This is a genomic window from Paenibacillus sp. FSL P4-0113, from assembly GCF_038009305.1.
In the GTDB taxonomy this organism is placed as follows: Bacteria; Bacillota; Bacilli; order Paenibacillales; family Paenibacillaceae; genus Paenibacillus; species Paenibacillus polymyxa_D.
The window spans coordinates 5,559,689-5,575,071 of record NZ_JBBPAZ010000001.1 but is presented as its reverse complement, the minus strand read 5'-3'; the positions used below and the strand labels follow the sequence as shown (position 1 = coordinate 5,575,071).

18 protein-coding genes are annotated in these 15,383 nt (G+C 46.0%); 5 read left to right on the top strand and 13 right to left on the bottom strand.

Annotation, left to right across the window (positions count from 1 at the left end; translation table 11 throughout):
• Positions 1 to 218 precede the first annotated feature (218 nt).
• Complete coding sequence (locus MKX46_RS24570; RefSeq protein WP_341071888.1) at positions 219 to 755, top strand: hypothetical protein; 537 nt, start codon at positions 219 to 221, stop codon at positions 753 to 755.
• A gap of 139 nt (positions 756 to 894) precedes the next feature.
• Here MKX46_RS24570 and MKX46_RS24565 read toward each other — a convergent pair whose 3' ends face one another.
• The 5 genes from MKX46_RS24565 to MKX46_RS24545 form a co-directional block, all read right to left on the bottom strand.
• Entirely contained in the window at positions 895 to 1,224 is a 330-nt protein-coding gene (locus MKX46_RS24565; protein ID WP_013309744.1) for a carboxymuconolactone decarboxylase family protein, read from the bottom strand.
• 117 nt (positions 1,225 to 1,341) lie between these two features.
• Entirely contained in the window at positions 1,342 to 1,563 is a 222-nt protein-coding gene (locus tag MKX46_RS24560) for a hypothetical protein (protein ID WP_029516731.1), read from the bottom strand.
• Positions 1,564 to 1,704: 141 nt separating this feature from the next.
• Entirely contained in the window at positions 1,705 to 2,049 is a 345-nt protein-coding gene (locus MKX46_RS24555) for a hypothetical protein (protein ID WP_007429850.1), read from the bottom strand.
• Between the two features lie 101 nt (positions 2,050 to 2,150).
• Positions 2,151 to 2,723: a xanthine phosphoribosyltransferase gene (locus MKX46_RS24550; RefSeq protein WP_341071887.1), complete on the bottom strand. Its 573-nt coding sequence runs from the start codon at positions 2,721 to 2,723 to the stop codon at positions 2,151 to 2,153.
• Positions 2,724 to 2,807: 84 nt separating this feature from the next.
• Positions 2,808 to 3,413, bottom strand: coding sequence for a DedA family protein (locus MKX46_RS24545; RefSeq protein ID WP_029516729.1), 606 nt, complete (start codon positions 3,411 to 3,413; stop codon positions 2,808 to 2,810).
• 142 nt (positions 3,414 to 3,555) lie between these two features.
• Here MKX46_RS24545 and MKX46_RS24540 point away from each other — a divergent pair, with 142 nt between their 5' ends.
• On the top strand, positions 3,556 to 4,662 hold the full coding sequence (locus MKX46_RS24540) for a YkvI family membrane protein (RefSeq protein ID WP_307349546.1): 1,107 nt from the start codon (positions 3,556 to 3,558) through the stop codon (positions 4,660 to 4,662).
• On the opposite strand, the gene MKX46_RS24535 is transcribed toward MKX46_RS24540, so the two are convergent.
• Positions 4,659 to 5,783, bottom strand: a complete 1,125-nt coding sequence (locus MKX46_RS24535) for a glycosyltransferase family 4 protein (RefSeq protein WP_029516727.1) — start codon at positions 5,781 to 5,783, stop codon at positions 4,659 to 4,661. The two genes, MKX46_RS24540 and MKX46_RS24535, sit on opposite strands and share 4 nt — an antisense overlap.
• A 205-nt stretch (positions 5,784 to 5,988) precedes the next feature.
• Between MKX46_RS24535 and MKX46_RS24530 the strand changes: the two genes are divergently transcribed.
• Entirely contained in the window at positions 5,989 to 7,170 is a 1,182-nt protein-coding gene (locus MKX46_RS24530; protein WP_341071886.1) for a GGDEF domain-containing protein, read from the top strand.
• A gap of 134 nt (positions 7,171 to 7,304) precedes the next feature.
• Here the strand turns inward: MKX46_RS24530 and MKX46_RS24525 are convergent, their stop codons facing one another.
• Positions 7,305 to 8,078: a pseudouridine synthase gene (locus MKX46_RS24525; RefSeq protein ID WP_341071885.1), complete on the bottom strand. Its 774-nt coding sequence runs from the start codon at positions 8,076 to 8,078 to the stop codon at positions 7,305 to 7,307.
• Positions 8,075 to 9,739 carry an RsmB/NOP family class I SAM-dependent RNA methyltransferase gene (locus tag MKX46_RS24520; RefSeq protein ID WP_069011088.1) on the bottom strand — a complete coding sequence of 555 codons (1,665 nt, stop codon included), beginning with the start codon at positions 9,737 to 9,739 and terminating at the stop codon, positions 8,075 to 8,077. Before MKX46_RS24520 ends, MKX46_RS24525 begins: the two co-directional genes overlap by 4 nt.
• Before the next feature lie 163 nt (positions 9,740 to 9,902).
• Between MKX46_RS24520 and MKX46_RS24515 the strand changes: the two genes are divergently transcribed.
• Positions 9,903 to 10,430 carry a thioredoxin family protein gene (locus MKX46_RS24515; protein ID WP_029516723.1) on the top strand — a complete coding sequence of 176 codons (528 nt, stop codon included), beginning with the start codon at positions 9,903 to 9,905 and terminating at the stop codon, positions 10,428 to 10,430.
• An 84-nt stretch (positions 10,431 to 10,514) separates the two neighbouring features.
• On the opposite strand, the gene MKX46_RS24510 is transcribed toward MKX46_RS24515, so the two are convergent.
• Genes MKX46_RS24510 through MKX46_RS24500 form a run of 3 tightly spaced genes read right to left on the bottom strand, consistent with a single transcriptional unit; the run spans position 10,515 to position 13,026 of the window.
• Positions 10,515 to 11,084 (bottom strand): DUF309 domain-containing protein, encoded by a 570-nt coding sequence (locus MKX46_RS24510; RefSeq protein ID WP_029516722.1) that lies wholly within the window; start codon positions 11,082 to 11,084, stop codon positions 10,515 to 10,517.
• Positions 11,085 to 11,897, bottom strand: coding sequence for a GTP pyrophosphokinase (locus MKX46_RS24505; RefSeq protein ID WP_023988035.1), 813 nt, complete (start codon positions 11,895 to 11,897; stop codon positions 11,085 to 11,087). It abuts the gene before it with no gap.
• Between the two features lie 34 nt (positions 11,898 to 11,931).
• Positions 11,932 to 13,026 (bottom strand): quinone-dependent dihydroorotate dehydrogenase, encoded by a 1,095-nt coding sequence (locus MKX46_RS24500; protein WP_029516721.1) that lies wholly within the window; start codon positions 13,024 to 13,026, stop codon positions 11,932 to 11,934.
• A gap of 218 nt (positions 13,027 to 13,244) precedes the next feature.
• On the opposite strand from MKX46_RS24500, the gene MKX46_RS24495 reads away from it, so the two are divergent.
• A complete protein-coding gene (locus tag MKX46_RS24495) occupies positions 13,245 to 13,391 on the top strand; it encodes a hypothetical protein (protein WP_023988033.1) in 147 nt (48 codons plus the stop codon).
• 27 nt (positions 13,392 to 13,418) lie between these two features.
• Here MKX46_RS24495 and MKX46_RS24490 read toward each other — a convergent pair whose 3' ends face one another.
• Together MKX46_RS24490 and MKX46_RS24485 are read right to left on the bottom strand one after the other, a co-directional pair.
• A complete protein-coding gene (locus MKX46_RS24490) occupies positions 13,419 to 14,843 on the bottom strand; it encodes a L,D-transpeptidase (protein ID WP_069011087.1) in 1,425 nt (474 codons plus the stop codon).
• A gap of 268 nt (positions 14,844 to 15,111) precedes the next feature.
• Positions 15,112 to 15,354, bottom strand: coding sequence for a ferredoxin (locus MKX46_RS24485; protein ID WP_013309730.1), 243 nt, complete (start codon positions 15,352 to 15,354; stop codon positions 15,112 to 15,114).
• Between the last annotated feature and the right edge of the window lie 29 nt (positions 15,355 to 15,383).

The following is a 15,383-nucleotide window of genomic DNA, read 5'->3' as shown; positions in this document are numbered from 1 at the left end:
AAATTATCGTTTGTCCTCGAAAGATCAATCTTTCTTAGCGACAAGATAGATCATACCATGCACATATCAAGATGTCAAACCTTTTATGTTCGTTAATTTCCTCTTGATAAAAAAGGAATAATAAACTAAAATAAGAACATAGGTTCTTAGGAATGAATGTTCCTTTTCTTCAATCGTTTATGAATTATCATCACATTTTCCTAAGGCGGTGAATGGTAATGACCTCTTTAGATACTACTCAGCATGAATGGTCTCTTGTGAAAAGTTATCTGCTCCTTACCTTTATTCAAAAAGTATTTGAGCGGGACAGCCTAATTCTTGAAGAAAGCGGTATGCTGAAAACCCCTGATCTTTATGTCGAAATGGTTAACGCAGGTGTAGATCGTACCGGAATCCTACTGTCTGAAGTAAAACATGAATTTAATAAATATCACATTCATGTTCTGAACATACAACAAAACCACTCCGGCGTTCACGCCACCTATATAAGTAAAGGCAATAAAGAGCAGTTCAGTATGGCAATGCCAGCATTCCGCAAAGAAATGTATGAGCGGATGCGAGCATATCTGGGGCTCTCAACCTCTATGCCCCATACAGCTGCCCTTCCTTTACTAGAGAAACATCGCCCCGAATTACCAAACAATTCTACTTCCAACCCCCTACGCATCGTTGATCGAAGTTTGGTTACATCCTCTTTGGCCTATAAGCGTAAAACGTCCCGCCCTGCTGCTGTTGCCACAAGCAGAAGAGCATAATCCCCGCACGATAAACACGCAAAAAAAAGCTTCCGCAGACACCAACTGTGCTCGGAAGCTCCTTTCCATATCCATCATATATCCAAATCGATCTATAACCACTAAGATGAAGCATAAGCATATCAATTAATGATTCGCTTTATTGCAACGCCTTCTGTACACGCGTAACCCCTTGACTTAGAGCATGTCCTCCACCTACCGCTGCGGCTACAGCAATGGTCTCCATAATTTCCTGATCACTAGCTCCTTTGGACCGCGCCTCGTCTACGTGATAAAACGTGCATACTTCATTGTTGGCAAATAAGCCAATGCCTAGTGCAATCAGTTGCTTGGTTTTCTCATCTAAGCTTCCGGCTTGAAAGCACTCTCCGGTAAAGCGATGATATGCATGAACTACCTCGGGCAACTGATCTTCCAAATGGCTGATTTGATCCTTATATGCATGTACTTTTTCGTCCATAACCGTCATTGACACAGCACGTCCTCTCTCTTGGATTTTCCTTCATTACTGTGTCCGATTTAGAGTTTCTGTATGCCTAATGAATCACCCAGTTATTTTTAACCAACACCCATTTGGAACCCATTCCTAATCCAGATCTATCGGATTGTGACGTGGCTCGCTGAACGGCTGATATGTATAGCTGCGATCCAATTTGACCACACGTCGATTCTGGCGGCGAATAAGCACCTGTTCATCATCCCATGCCAGTACAATGCCAACAACATCGTTGGTCTCCAATCCATCGCGTACGACACGCACCTTTTCACCGGAGAGTCGATAAGCATCCAATTCTTCGTCCATAATCATCCTTGTCCCCTCCTTATACACTTTTTTTAATAACACAGCGACCATGATTCTATGCACGAAAAAGTTTAAAAAGAGACCTAAATGAATCATTTAGGTCTCTTCTCACTTACTACTTATATGGATTGCCAACAGAGCGACAAATTATCCCGACTGATTTACACTGTGATCATGTTCTTTTGTATCGTTCTTCTCGTACCAGAAGTCCAGCACTTGTGCAGACAACACTCGCTGATCTACATACTCCACTTGGTGAGCAGTAAATTCTTCTTTCCAAGAGAAGGACAATTCTTCGCATAGGTTAACCAACGTCAACAACTCAGACCAGGCCACATAGCGTTTATACCAAAAAAACTGAGGATGTTCAATCATATAGGGATACAAATCGTCAAATTCCGTATGCTTACAATCCAAGGCACGCTCAAAGTGTACTTTAGCCGCTGCCAGTTTTTCCAGAAAAAACTGTTCGGTCAATTGTTCTTTCCCCATGTTGCTGCCTCCTCTCCAAAACCTTAACTATATTATAAGCGAAATTGAAGCTCATGCAAAGGTTATTATTAGAAATAAGGAACAGGAGTTTTGAATTGTTACTATTCAGCAAACTCAATCTTACCGTCCGCTAACGACGAAATTTTGACCAATGACTCTACACGAATACCCTGCTCACGGATGGTTCTCGCTCCGGCCTGAAAGCTTTTTTCCACCGCGACACCGAATCCAACCAACTCAGCTCCGGAGCGTTGAATGATTTTAACCATGCCTCGCGCCGCATCACCATTAGCGATAATATCATCAATGAAAAGAACACGATCATCTTCGTGAATAAATTGGCGAGACAGCATAATATCCGTAACAATACCTTTAGTAAACGAAGGTACGCGTTCACACAGCGCGTCTGGATCAGCTAGTAGGGTCTTTTTACGACGAGCGAATACCAACGGGACACCCAATTCCAATGCTGTCGCAAACCCGATAGCAATGCCTGAGGACTCCACGGTCACTATTCTGGTAATCTTCTCTTCTCGGAAACGTGCTGCGAACTCTCGTCCCATTGCCATTGTCAGCTCCGGATCAACCTGGTGATTAAGCAAACCATCCAGCTTCAGCACCTTATCTGATGCAATCACGCCTTCATTTATAATTCGTTCCTTTAATACTTCCATTACATGACCTCCCACGGCATTCCTATGCGGTAAAAGTACCATACTTCACCCGCTGCTTTCAAGCTATAGCTGCTTTCCATCAGGTCATGTGACATTTTTTTTACGCTTATTCCAGAACCATACGGAGATTCCTCCCACAACGATTAAAAGAATAACGATCAGCCCTACCCGATGCGTCACCTTCTCCATTAGCTTCGCCACCTGCTCCCAATGCAAGCCCACCGCATGTCCAATCCCCAAAAATGTTCCGCACCACAGCAAAGCTCCTGCTGATGCATAAGTGATATAGCGAAAAACGCCTAGACGGGTTGTGCCTGCCAGATATGAGGATACATGTCTCAAGCCGGGGACAAAATATCCGAACAGAATTCCCCAGGTCCCATAGCGCCCAAACCAATTTTCAGAAGAGGCAATCCTAGAAGGCGTAAGCCTCACCCATTTTCCGTATCGATGCAATAGTGGTTTTCCCAGCAGACGCCCTAGTGTGTAGCTAAGCATCATACCCGTCATACTACCGAAAAATGTGACTGCCAGTGCAGCAATGAAGTTGTAGTGCCCTTGAGACACGAGCCCGCCGAAGGCGATCATTAGCACTTCGTCGGGTATCGGCATACCCGCTACTCCAAGTGCAAGCAAGCCGAACATTGCCAAATATCCGTATTCCAGTATCCATGCAAGGATTTGACCCATAAATTACGCTCCCGTCAAGCTATTCATTAAATTCACTTTAATTATTTTTCAGTCTCATCCAGTCATGTCCTATTTCAGTTGAACATAGTTTGTATTATATGCTCGCTGCAGCGTTATTCAAGCAGGCAAGGAGGGACTGGGGATGAAACGTAATATTCATGTTTTTCAGATTGCTTTTACATACATCGGTACAATCGTCGGTGCCGGATTTGCTACCGGACAAGAAATTCTGCAATTTTTTACGCAGTATGGTCGTTGGGCTACACTCACTATTATGCTATCCACAATCATATTTGTATGGTTGGGTACGAAAATGATGCTGATCGCTCATGATATTTCAGCCAAATCCTACGAGGACCTGAACAAACATCTTTTTGGCGCCAATGCCGGGAAATGGATTAGCTGGTTCACGCTCATCGTGCTGATTGGCGTAAACAGTGTCATGCTGGCAGGAGCCGGCTCTGTTTTTGTAGAGCACCTTCACCTGCATTACCAAACCGGACTGCTTATTACACTGATTGGAACTTATTTGCTGCTAAGTAAAGGCATTAAAGCCATCTTGCACATGAACACCGTGGTTGTCCCTTTGATGATCATCATGTCTCTTCTGCTCGTTCACAGCACGCTCTCCATGCCCAATCCTGAGAGTTTTATTACGAATACGACAGATCACAGTACATTTCGAACCTTGCTCTCTCCACTACTGTACACGTCCTTCAACCTAACTATGGCCCAAGCCGTGCTTGTACCCCTTGGCAGCCAAACCTTTTCCCGAAGAACCATCCGCTGGGGCGGAGTTTTGGGAGGAATTGGTGTCGGATTTATGCTGATGGCTGCGCACTTTGCCATGTCAGCGCATATGCCGGGCATTCAGCAATTTGAAATTCCTATGGGAAGCATTGCTTACCGTCTGGGTGCCTTCGTCGAAATCATATACATTCTACTCATTTTCATGGAAATCTTCAGTACCTTTGTGGCCGACATTTACGGAGTCAGTCTGCAAATTCGTCAGCATGTCCAAATTTCGCCCAAGCTCATCACACTATTCATTATGCTCACCTGTTTTTTAATCAGTCAGTTCGGCTTCAGCTCACTGTTATCTGTTCTTTATCCTATTTTCGGGATGCTCAGTCTGATGTGGGTTAGTAAACTGATCATGGCAGGACGCGGGAGACCTTTCCGGTCCTCACGTCCTCACTCCAGCCTTCGGCATTCTGATCCCAAACCAGGTGATACTCGTCATGGTTAGTGTGGAAATTTCAAATACATTTTCTTCAACTCGTTAACCGCTCGACTCAAAGAATAGCTTGATTTAGCCTTATCGCAGGCAGATCTAGCCAACTCATAACGATAGGCAGGATCAGCGATGACCTTTTCTAATGCGTCTGCCAGTGCCTTCGGATGGTCGGGTGGCACGAGCAGACCATTGACCCCATCCTCAATCTGCTCCGGTATTCCTCCCACTTCTGTGCCTACCAATGCCAGACAACTCAACGCTGCTTCCGCAAATACCGAACCAAAGGCCTCCGCTCGAGAAGGCAAAACAAATACATCAAAGAAAGGCATAAACTCTTCTGGATGAAGGGTATATCCATAAAAAATCGTCTCATGGTATATATCGAGCTCTCGCGCCATCTCTTCCAGCTCAGGGCGAACCGGGCCATCTCCAATAATATGAAGCACAAATTCCATATTTCTTTTTTTAAGTTCAGCACAGGCCCTCAATAAAATATCCAATCCTTTCGCCGGAACAAGGCGGCAAACGGTTATGAGCTGTGTCACTTCATTTTCGTGTGGAATGGGCTTGAAGCGCTTCTCATCATATCCATTCGGAATGACTGCAATGTCTTGCGGATTCTGAACGTAAGGAGTTAAATAATGCTGAAAAGAATGAGATACCGCTATCAGGCGATCCGCCTTCTGCTCCATTTCCCCGTACAGTGATACCAAGAATTGGTGTTCAGGCCCGTTCTCCTCTATTTTCCCGTTTAGGATTAACTCCTTCTCATAGGAAGAGTGAATCGTCTGTACAAGCGGGATGTCAGGAAAAACAGTTTTCATAGCAATACCGGCAATCGGATGATGAGCATGAATGAGGTCATAGGGCTTCTGAATACGAAGCCGGGTCCACCACAAATAGTCACGGTACGTCTGAATATATTTTTGAACGATTGGATATTGTTCATATCTCGTCCAGTCAAAGGTATCAAAAATTACTTCGTCCCTACCCTTGTTACGAATCCGTTTAGGGATTGAAAATAGCTCCATTTCCCAACGGGGGGATGTAAATCGCTCTTGCAGATATGGAATCATGGATGAAACACCTCCCGGTTGCTCGGGTGGGAAAAAGAGAGCCTGTAGCAATTTCATGACGTGCTTCCCCTTTCAAGCATTAGACTGCCCGGATCACAGATGTATGTATAGGTTTCCGGATTTTCTGAAAGATGATATATTGAGAATAAATGTTAGTCACAAAAGAAAATTATAACATTTTAAATGGGATAAATCCTGTCTATTGTATCGGAACGATATCATCCGTTCAATAGATTGACTATTTTTGCAAATGGAGTCGGTGATGTTGACGTTGTTGTCCTTATCGGGAACCTTGGGTTTCCCATCTCTGGCCGAGGCCGTAAGTGCAGCCTGCGGTTTGTATATTATACTCATGATGGCACTGATGTGCGTGATCATATATAGCAGACAACGAAAAAAAGCCTATATCCTTTTTTCAGTTGCCGCTATTATTATTATGACATATGAAGCCATGAATCTCTATTCAGCAGGCGGAGGCAAGATGCAACTCCAAGGAATCGTGTGGAAAAATGTACTGGAGGCGTCTGCCTTCGTACTCATCAATGCCGCCGTATTTCAACTATACCGGAAGCTAAAACGTGTGCAGACATGGACCTTGCTACTGCTGGGTGCGTTATTGATATTGCCGGTTACTGCCTGGACAGCAGGTTTGTTGCCCGCTTGGATCAGCGTAGCGAAACTGGTTGGGTTCACTCTATTTTATCGGGTACTGGTGCTTATACTGAGCCTTGTGTTTATCACCCCACGAATCGGGCAGCCAAAGAAGTATGTGGCGGGCTTATTCATGTATTCGCTCTGGCTCGGCTATTTATGGCTGCGAAATGACATCCCTGAAGAAGCTGGCAAATCAAACACAGTCTTATATATGTCATTTTTACCATTGTTGTACTACACTACGTTATTCATCATTCTATTTGAACGAATTGTGGAGCTGCTCCAAAGGATTTACCGTTCTTCCATCACCGATGGCCTGACCGGGCTATATAACCGTAAATATTTTTCGGGGCGACTACGGCGATATATGGACCAGGGAATCCGCGTGTCGGTCATTTTTTGCGATATTGACAATTTCAAAAAGCTGAATGATACGCAGGGTCATGCTCGTGCCGATGAAGTACTCAAACAGGTGGCACAGATTATGGAGGATGAACTGGATGAAATCGGACTGACCGGACGATATGGTGGCGAGGAACTGGTCGCAATGGTTGTGGATCGACGGGCCAAGGTTGGACATGTCGCAGAACGTATCCGCGAACGGGTCGCGGAAGAAAGCATTGTCACGATCAGTGTCGGACACAGTACAGTGAAGAAGGAAATGAACCCGGATGAACTGGTTAAACAGGCCGATCAAGCGATGTACATATCCAAAACGACAGGTAAAAACAAGGTTACAGCTTATAAGGCAGCCGAAGTGAAAAAAAGTCGGGCAGCACGCGCACAATAATTTGTAAACTGCGATTCGTTGTTAAAAGTTGAGTTTGAATAATTCTCTGTCTGGTTGTCTATACCCTAAAATGACGCACAGGAATCTTATAAGAGCCTGTGCGTCATTTATATTTAATCTGCTCATCAAACTTCTTACGTTGCAGACGCTATATCCCGGCCGATCCATGCCAGCTCTTCACTAGTCAGCTCTCGATAGCTGCCCAGTGGAAGCTGTTCATCCAGCTTCAATGGTCCCATGGCCGTTCTTTTCAAATAGGTCACCTTTTTACCAACCGCCTCGAACATACGCTTCACTTGATGAAATTTACCCTCATGGATGACAAGCGAAATATAGGAAATGACTTCTCCATCTGCCTGGTACGGATGTTCGTGGCGAAGAATAGTCAACTGTGCGGGAAGGGTAACATACCCATCATCCAGTTCCACTCCTGCTGTAAATTGAAGAATATCCTCCTCCGTGACATGACCCGACACGGTAGCTTCATACGTTTTAGGAACATGCCGCCGTGGAGAAAGTAGCTCATGCGCTAGTTTACCGTCGTTGGTCAATAGCAATAATCCTTCTGTATCTTTATCTAAACGTCCTACTGGAAAAGGCTCAAAATGTCGTTCCTCCGCACTCAGCAAATCCAGTACCGTCCGCTCCCTTGTATCTTCAGTTGCAGAGATGACACCTGGTGGCTTATGCAGCATGATATAAATATACTCCCGAAAAACAACACGTTCCCCGTTCACTTCAATCTGATCCTGGTATGGATGAACCTGTAAGCCGCTATCCTTGGTGGTCTTCCCGTTTACCGTGATTATCCCTTGCTTCACCTGTCGCTTGATATCACTACGGGTGCCATATCCCATATGGGTTAAAACTTTATCCAAACGTTGCGTTTGTCTCCCTTTTCCACTCATACCGATGTCCACCTCCAGCCTGTAGGGTATTCATTTTTGAGCATGCCATCCTGCCATTTGCCCCACCCAGCCGAATAACCATCAATGCACACGAGAGTATGGCCTTTGGGCTGGACTTCGTTCCGCAGTGCCATTCTCTCAACGGGGATGGACAAGGTCTCCCCTTTTAAATACCGGATGGCCTCAGCATCTGAACTGGAGAGATTGATGCTTCTAACCGCCTCTGAAGAGCGTAATGCCACCGCCAGCGGGTGTGAAGGCACAAAGCGACCATTCTTGTCAGTACCCATAAACCAGCCTGGTCGCACCACCTTAAGGCCGTCCAAACGATGTGATGCCAGTGGCGACTGATAAATGCGATCTCCATAAACCACCGTATAGCCTGTAAAAGACACTTCCAGTTGCTCCTTCACAAATTGGTGATAGGATTCCAGCACATCCTGTGGGGAGCGTGCAGCGGATTTTACATTTTCTTTGCCAGATCGGGACTTAATGCCACCCAAGCCGCGCGCGGACCTTCCTTTACCGGACTTCCCGTCCATTCCTTTTCCACTTCGTTTAGGCTCACCAGTTCCATGTCTTCCTTGACGGCTTGGCGTCTGCGCTTCCCTGACGGACAAAAACGGCTTCTTCCGTGGATACGCTGCATCTATATTCAATGCCCTATCATCCTTGTCCTCAAATGGAGTCAAATCCTCCGATTCAGTGTGATCTTCTATCGCAGCGGCATGCCCCCCCTGATGCTGCAATACAGCGATAAAATGGCCTTCTCCCTCTACTAGATGCGGCCAAAGGCGTGCTGTTCCCCGCAGCTCGGGGTATGCTGACGCGACCTCTTCACTCATCCATTCCGGGTGGCCTGGTGCAAAGCCTGCTTCTGATGAAACAGGGACTACGTCAAAATCGGGGTGAGCCTCCAGAAATTCTGCGATCATTCCTTCATTTTCTTCTGGCGCAAAGGTGCAGGTCGAATAGACAATTCTCCCTCCTGCGCTCAGCATTGAGGCCGCTACACGCAAAATGTCCCGTTGCATGACTATACATTTATCTACCGAATGCGTTTCCCATTGTTTTGCCATGTCCTCATCCTTGCGGAACATACCTTCTCCCGAGCAAGGTGCATCAATTAGTATCTTGTCAAAAAAATGTGGAAAGGCATCGGCGATTCGATCCGGGCTTTCATTCAGTACCACGGCATTACGCACACCGTACAATTCCACATTTTTAGCCAACGCTTTGGTTCGGTCCGCGCTAATATCATTTGTCACCAATACGCCGCTTCCTTGTAATTTGGCAGCTATTTGGGTTGATTTCCCGCCCGGTGCAGCACATAAGTCCAATACAGCTTCGTCCTGAGCTACATTGAGCAGCTCAACCGGAGACATTGCACTCGGTTCCTGTACATAGTACAGCCCCGCATGGTAGTAAGGGTGTAATCCCGGCTTTGTACCGTGCGGAATATAAAAACCCGTGGCACACCACGGAATCGGCCGCAGTTCGAACGGAGAACGTTTCTTAAAGTCCTCTACCGGAATTTTTAATGTATTGACGCGAATCCCGGCATGGGGCGTGTGGTCATAGGCAGTCATAAATGCTTCAAATTCTTCGCCGAGCAATTGCTCCATGCGCTTTACAAATGCTGTGGGGAGCTGTACACCCATAATCGTAATCATCCTGTCCTTTTAAAATAAATTTTATTGTACCATATTCAACCTGTTATCCCGCAATATCCGTGTGATTTACAAACTTTCACTACAAGATGTAATGTTGTATAATAATAAGATTCATAGCTGCATATTTTGAATTTTGATAGGAGAGATTGCATTGAACGCACAAAATTCCAACAAAAAAAAGCTTATACCCGTCATCGGCTTTTTTGTTGTGCTGGTCATTTTGATTGGTGTGCTGCTCGCTTTAAATTCAGGCACTAAAAACAAGCTGTATGGCGTTTCCACAGCCTCGTTAAATCCTGCTACTCAAGAGCTGCTGAATGACCCGAACTATCAGCAAATTATTAAGCCGGAAGATTTACAGAGCAAAATTGACAAAAAGGAAAACTTTTTCGTCTATCATTTCGCCTCCGACTGTGTGCATTGCCGCGCCACTACTCCTAAGCTCTTGCCTTTGAGCAAGCAGGAGAACATCACGATGCACGAATTTAACCTGCGTGAGTATGAGGATGGCTGGGACAAGTATAAGATTGAGTATACCCCTACGCTCATTTATTACGAAAAAGGCGTGGAAAAGGAACGTATGGTAGGCGGGTTGAAGGAAAATCCTTCGGACAATGGATACACACTCGACGATTTCAAAGCCTTCTTTGAGAAATATAAAAAGAACGTAACCTCCTAGGCAAACCTTACACACCTCAAAACGATAAAGCAGCCCGATCCTCATGAAACGGATCGGGCTGCTTGCTTATCATGCGCTTCAAACTCAAGGTGCATCCTTCGTTTCCGCTGAGACAGAACCTGAGCCGCCAGCGGCCTGTCTTCGCCTAATAGAAGCTTCCAGCGCCTGCTGACGCTGCTCATGCTTTTCCCCACGCCGAGGACCTCTCTGCTGCGGGATGTTGACTGGAATGGACGACGACGCCTTCTCCACGGCCCGGCGCAACCCGGGCTCGACGATTTCAATCGTCATATCCCGATAAACCGGCGGTTCTTGCTGAAGCTCTTCCGTGCCGGTCATAACAGCTTCAGCAAGCTGACGAGCGCAAATGCGCGCCTCTTCCACCAGCTTCACCATATTAATGCCCAGCGCCTGCGAAGGAGCATGCTCCAACCGGTGGACCGCACTATCCAGCATCATATGTCCACCACGATAGTTACCATTCCGAAAATGATACAGCCCTACAGCAACTTGCAGCAAACCTTTATATACAGGGTCACGGTCCAGCTTAAGCCACAGCTCTTCCAGTACCTCATGACATTCAAAGTAATCCCGATCACGATTGAAGTATACCAAATAAGTCACGTACAGCGGTTCGTAGGAAAGGTGTGCCATTTAATACTCATCCCTGTCTTCTTCCTTGGTAGAGGCTTCTAGCATCTCCTTGACCTCATCGTGAAGCAGCTTGATTCCTTCCATGTCGTGCCGTTCCCACAGTTCATTGAATCTGCGCTGCGCATCAATCGTTTCACTGATCTTATGGTAGAAATACAGCCGATGCATGCCTGTTAGCACTTTGGAAACGATATTGGCTTCATCCTCGAATTTTTTCTGCGCTTCCAATATTTCAAGACGCATGGAAGACATCTCATTATCCAATACAAAGGCTGCCTCAGCTGCCTTTTTCAACCGTGTACGCATATTATCAGGCAAGCTTTCACGATACTTATAGCTAAGAGAATGCTCTATGGTTGCCCAAAAATTCATAGCCAAAGTACGGATTTGAATTTCTGCCAGCACGATTTTCAGCCCGACTGCTGTCTGAACCGGATACTCCACAATCATATGAAAGCTGCGATAGCCACTGTCTTTATAATTGGTGATATAGTCCTTTTCATACAGTACGGTCAAATCCTTACGTCTTCTGATATATTCGGCCACCCGCCGAATATCCTCTACAAATTGACACATAATGCGAATGCCTGCAATATCCTCGATTCCCGTCTCCAGCTGATCAGAAGGAACCTGTAATCTCTTCGCCTTATCGAGGATGCTTGATATTTTTTTAACCCGTCCGGTTACGAATTCGATAGGAGCGTATTCCTCGCGCTTTTTCAGCTCCGCACGCATTGTTTTGAACTTGACCTTAAGCTCTTCCACCGCCTGATCGTATGGCAGTAAAAATGTTCCCCAGTCTCTTCCGTCCATCCCCGTACCTCCTGTCTCTTCCGACAACACTTTTTTATCTGTGATCTGCACCAACAGCCTCGGTAATGTGTCTAAAGCCGTCCTTTCGAAGCAGCTCACGCAGGCCAGCATGTATAGCTCTATTTACTTCCGGCCCTTCGTAGATCAATGCTGTATAAATTTCAATCAGACTTGCGCCTGCTTTAATTTTGTCATAGGCATCACGGCTCGTGAATATACCGCCTGATCCGATAATAGGAAGCTTACCTTCCGTCTGGCGATACACCCGTCCGATGACCTCTGTGGAACGGTCACGCAGCGGCTTACCACTCAGCCCTCCTGTTTCACTCGCATTTCGGTGCGTTAAACCAGCTCTGGATATCGTTGTATTGGTCGCAATAATGCCGTCTACTCCACTGGCAGCAATCGCATCTGTCATATATTCCAATTCCTCATCCGATACATCTGGCGCAATTTTAACCAGTACAGACTTGGCATTGCCATACTTTTTCGCCTGGACTCCCATCTCTGCCCGAACCGCTTCCAATAACGACTTCAGTTCATCACCATGCTGGAGCTTTCGTAAATCCGGCGTATTCGGCGAGCTAATATTCACTACAAAGAAGTCCGCATACGGATACAGTGCGGAAATACACTTTTCATAGTCCTTATGAGCATCCTCATTGGGCGTGATTTTATTTTTGCCGATATTAACTGCGACCGGAACAGGTCGATGTTTGAGTGCAGCCAGACGCTTGGCCATGCTCTCAGCACCCAGATTGTTAAAGCCCATCCGATTGACTAATGCCTCATCGGGAGGCAGTCGGAACAAACGTGGCCGATCGTTACCGGGCTGTCCCACAGGTGTCACCGTTCCCACTTCCATAAATCCAAACCCGATGGAAGAAAAACCAGTAACCGCTTCTGCATTTTTATCCAGTCCTGCAGCCAGTCCAATCGGGTTGGGAAAATGAATGCCAAACAGATCAACGGCAAGATCCTCCGTTTCCTTGACTCCGTACATTCCTCGCAGTGTCGCTGCTCCACCAGGAAGTGAGCCCGCATGTTTTAAACCGTCAATGACTACATGATGGGCCGTCTCTGGACTCATTTTAAAAAAAACAGGTTTCGCAATCCTTCGATACAACACGATTCATCCACTCCGTTCTATGCCCTTGCACAATCCTAAAAAAACATCTCTACAAAATAGTTTAGCTTTTTCCATACCAAAAAGAAAGTAATTTGCGAGGTGCAACATCAGAACAATTCAGTTGTCATGGAGATGTCATTGAAAATGTATAATCAAACCATTTACAATGGACATAGTAAGACAAGACCTTAGCTCGTTAGAAAAGAGGGATTGCTGATATGAAGACCAAGCGCAAGCCGCCCAGTCTGCAAAAGAAAAAGGATGAGGTGAACAAGAAAGCGATTGTATGGACCGCCGTCAGCTTTGTTCTCCTCATCATTGTAATTATTCTGGTCATTGTTTTAGCACAAGCAGGAAATCGTTAAACACCAAGTAGCAATAGCATCAAAATTTTAATTTAGCCAGTGATAGGTTTTGCGGGGATTCGTCTGGTCATGCTGCGGCTCACTTGTAAATCGAGAACCAGGCACAAGCACTTGATCAGGCAATCCCCCGTTACCAATGACTACCTCCGTACCCGAAGGTACGAGTGCAAACAATTCCTCCACATCCTCTTTACCCATTCGGACGCAACCCAAAGACTCATTTTTGCCAATGCTGTCCGGCTCGTTCGTGCCATGAATGGCATAATTCGTTGCAGACAGTTGCATTCCACGGCTGCCAAACTCACCGTTGGATTTTCCGTTCGGATTTACTACTTTATCGGTAACCACAAATTTCCCTTCTGGTGTTCTTTCTCCACCCAAACCGATAGGATAATTTCGAATAAGTACATTGCCACTTACCAGGGCGAGCCTATGCTTAGATTTGTCCACCACAATTCGCAGCGGTTGCCCCAGAAAAGGCCTTCCGTGCAATGACGATGCCAGTAATGGACTGCTTCCGGCCAACGAGTCAGCGTCTAAATCTACTGCCTTCCCTGTTCCCTTTCCTGGTGAAGCAAGTAAATTACGCATAGGTGTAAAAGCCTTCTTCATCCCGTCTGTCGTACCATACATCGTGTTAGCGGGAAAGTCTCGAGTCAGTTCATCAAGACTCTGGGGAAGACGTTGATGCTGTGAGCGAAAAGCACGCATGGAGCTATTCAGCACAGCTAATTCCTCCTGTCCAGCAGCCCATTTTAGACCTGCTTTGCGAAGATTTTCACTGTCTGACGGCTTACAAGCACACGCAGCTGCGTCGTAAGACTGAACAGCTAATCCGCCGTTTCCTTTGTTCTGTACACTAAGTAATGGTTTCATGCCCTCTCTCCAGAGCAGCCACGAGCCCCCTTGCTCCATGCCCAACACCGTAGTCCTGGATGGCAGTCGGCTAGTCTTAGCCAACATATCAGTAAGCCCCGTTCCAGCTTCACTCCCTTTTCGAGCTTGAGCCGTAAACACACCACCAACCACACCGATCTGGGCCGTCTCCTTCGGATCAGCAGTGGCCACTTTCGTAACTTCAATATTATCAATTGCTGCCTGCTCAGTTCCAGATGGATCAAATGTATTCTCATTTGAAGGTCTCGGTGAATTAGCTGAAGGAACCCATATGAGCAGTAGTACCATTAACGCAGTTAACAGGTGACGTGTTCGAGCCGTCCTTCGCTCCTTCTCCTTGGACATCTGAACCAGTTTATCCTGATATTCCATCCATACGTCTGCCGGAATCTGTTTATGCTCGAAGGCTTCGAACACTTCTCCTGCGCGATTAAAGCAATAATTTGCTTTGCCCTCCTGACCGCTGCTCTCATACTCTTTGCCGAGTAAATACCAGGCCATTTTATTATCAGGGTGTTTTTTCACATACGATTTAAGATGAGGCGAATGGTTCATCGGATCCTCCTGATCGTGTAATCTTGCATACTTCCTATTATGTATATCGGTAAAAATAGACTTGATGGACAGCACATAAGAAAAACGTCTATCGACGTACTTTCACAGAAGCCAGACCGCGCTTGGCAGAAGTTTTTCTTGCGGTTATAGAATGGTTCAGCCTCCGCTGAACCATTCTATAACCTAAAAAAACAGCACCAACAGCTTACTTTCACCGTTATACGGCGAAGGGAACTGTCGGTGCTGTGCCTATCAAAGAAGCCTACGCTTAACCTTCTTTATTGAACGGCTCGTCTGCTACTTTAATGGAATCCGTAGGGCAACCGTCACAAGCATCCTGCATATCATCAAACAGGTCTTCTGAGATCGCCTTGATGCCTTGGTTGGCATCCCCTTCAAAGATCACTTCAGCCAAACCTTCATCATCATAATCATAAATGTCTGGTGCTGTAGCGCCACAGGCTCCGCATGCAATGCATGTATCTTTTTCTACCCAAGTGTATTTAGCCATAACTTTTCTCTTCCTCCTATACAATCAAA

Coding starts and splice junctions, on each gene's coding strand:
- MKX46_RS24570 (WP_341071888.1), top strand. CDS start 219: ATGACCTCTTTAGATACTACTCAGCATGAATGGTCTCTTGTGAAAAGT.
- MKX46_RS24565 (WP_013309744.1), bottom strand. CDS start 1,224: ATGACGGTTATGGACGAAAAAGTACATGCATATAAGGATCAAATCAGC.
- MKX46_RS24560 (WP_029516731.1), bottom strand. CDS start 1,563: ATGATTATGGACGAAGAATTGGATGCTTATCGACTCTCCGGTGAAAAG.
- MKX46_RS24555 (WP_007429850.1), bottom strand. CDS start 2,049: ATGGGGAAAGAACAATTGACCGAACAGTTTTTTCTGGAAAAACTGGCA.
- MKX46_RS24550 (WP_341071887.1), bottom strand. CDS start 2,723: ATGGAAGTATTAAAGGAACGAATTATAAATGAAGGCGTGATTGCATCA.
- MKX46_RS24545 (WP_029516729.1), bottom strand. CDS start 3,413: ATGGGTCAAATCCTTGCATGGATACTGGAATACGGATATTTGGCAATG.
- MKX46_RS24540 (WP_307349546.1), top strand. CDS start 3,556: ATGAAACGTAATATTCATGTTTTTCAGATTGCTTTTACATACATCGGT.
- MKX46_RS24535 (WP_029516727.1), bottom strand. CDS start 5,783: ATGAAATTGCTACAGGCTCTCTTTTTCCCACCCGAGCAACCGGGAGGT.
- MKX46_RS24530 (WP_341071886.1), top strand. CDS start 5,989: ATGTTGACGTTGTTGTCCTTATCGGGAACCTTGGGTTTCCCATCTCTG.
- MKX46_RS24525 (WP_341071885.1), bottom strand. CDS start 8,078: ATGAGTGGAAAAGGGAGACAAACGCAACGTTTGGATAAAGTTTTAACC.
- MKX46_RS24520 (WP_069011088.1), bottom strand. CDS start 9,739: ATGGGTGTACAGCTCCCCACAGCATTTGTAAAGCGCATGGAGCAATTG.
- MKX46_RS24510 (WP_029516722.1), bottom strand. CDS start 11,084: ATGGCACACCTTTCCTACGAACCGCTGTACGTGACTTATTTGGTATAC.
- MKX46_RS24505 (WP_023988035.1), bottom strand. CDS start 11,897: ATGGACGGAAGAGACTGGGGAACATTTTTACTGCCATACGATCAGGCG.
- MKX46_RS24495 (WP_023988033.1), top strand. CDS start 13,245: ATGAAGACCAAGCGCAAGCCGCCCAGTCTGCAAAAGAAAAAGGATGAG.
- MKX46_RS24490 (WP_069011087.1), bottom strand. CDS start 14,843: ATGAACCATTCGCCTCATCTTAAATCGTATGTGAAAAAACACCCTGAT.
- MKX46_RS24485 (WP_013309730.1), bottom strand. CDS start 15,354: ATGGCTAAATACACTTGGGTAGAAAAAGATACATGCATTGCATGCGGA.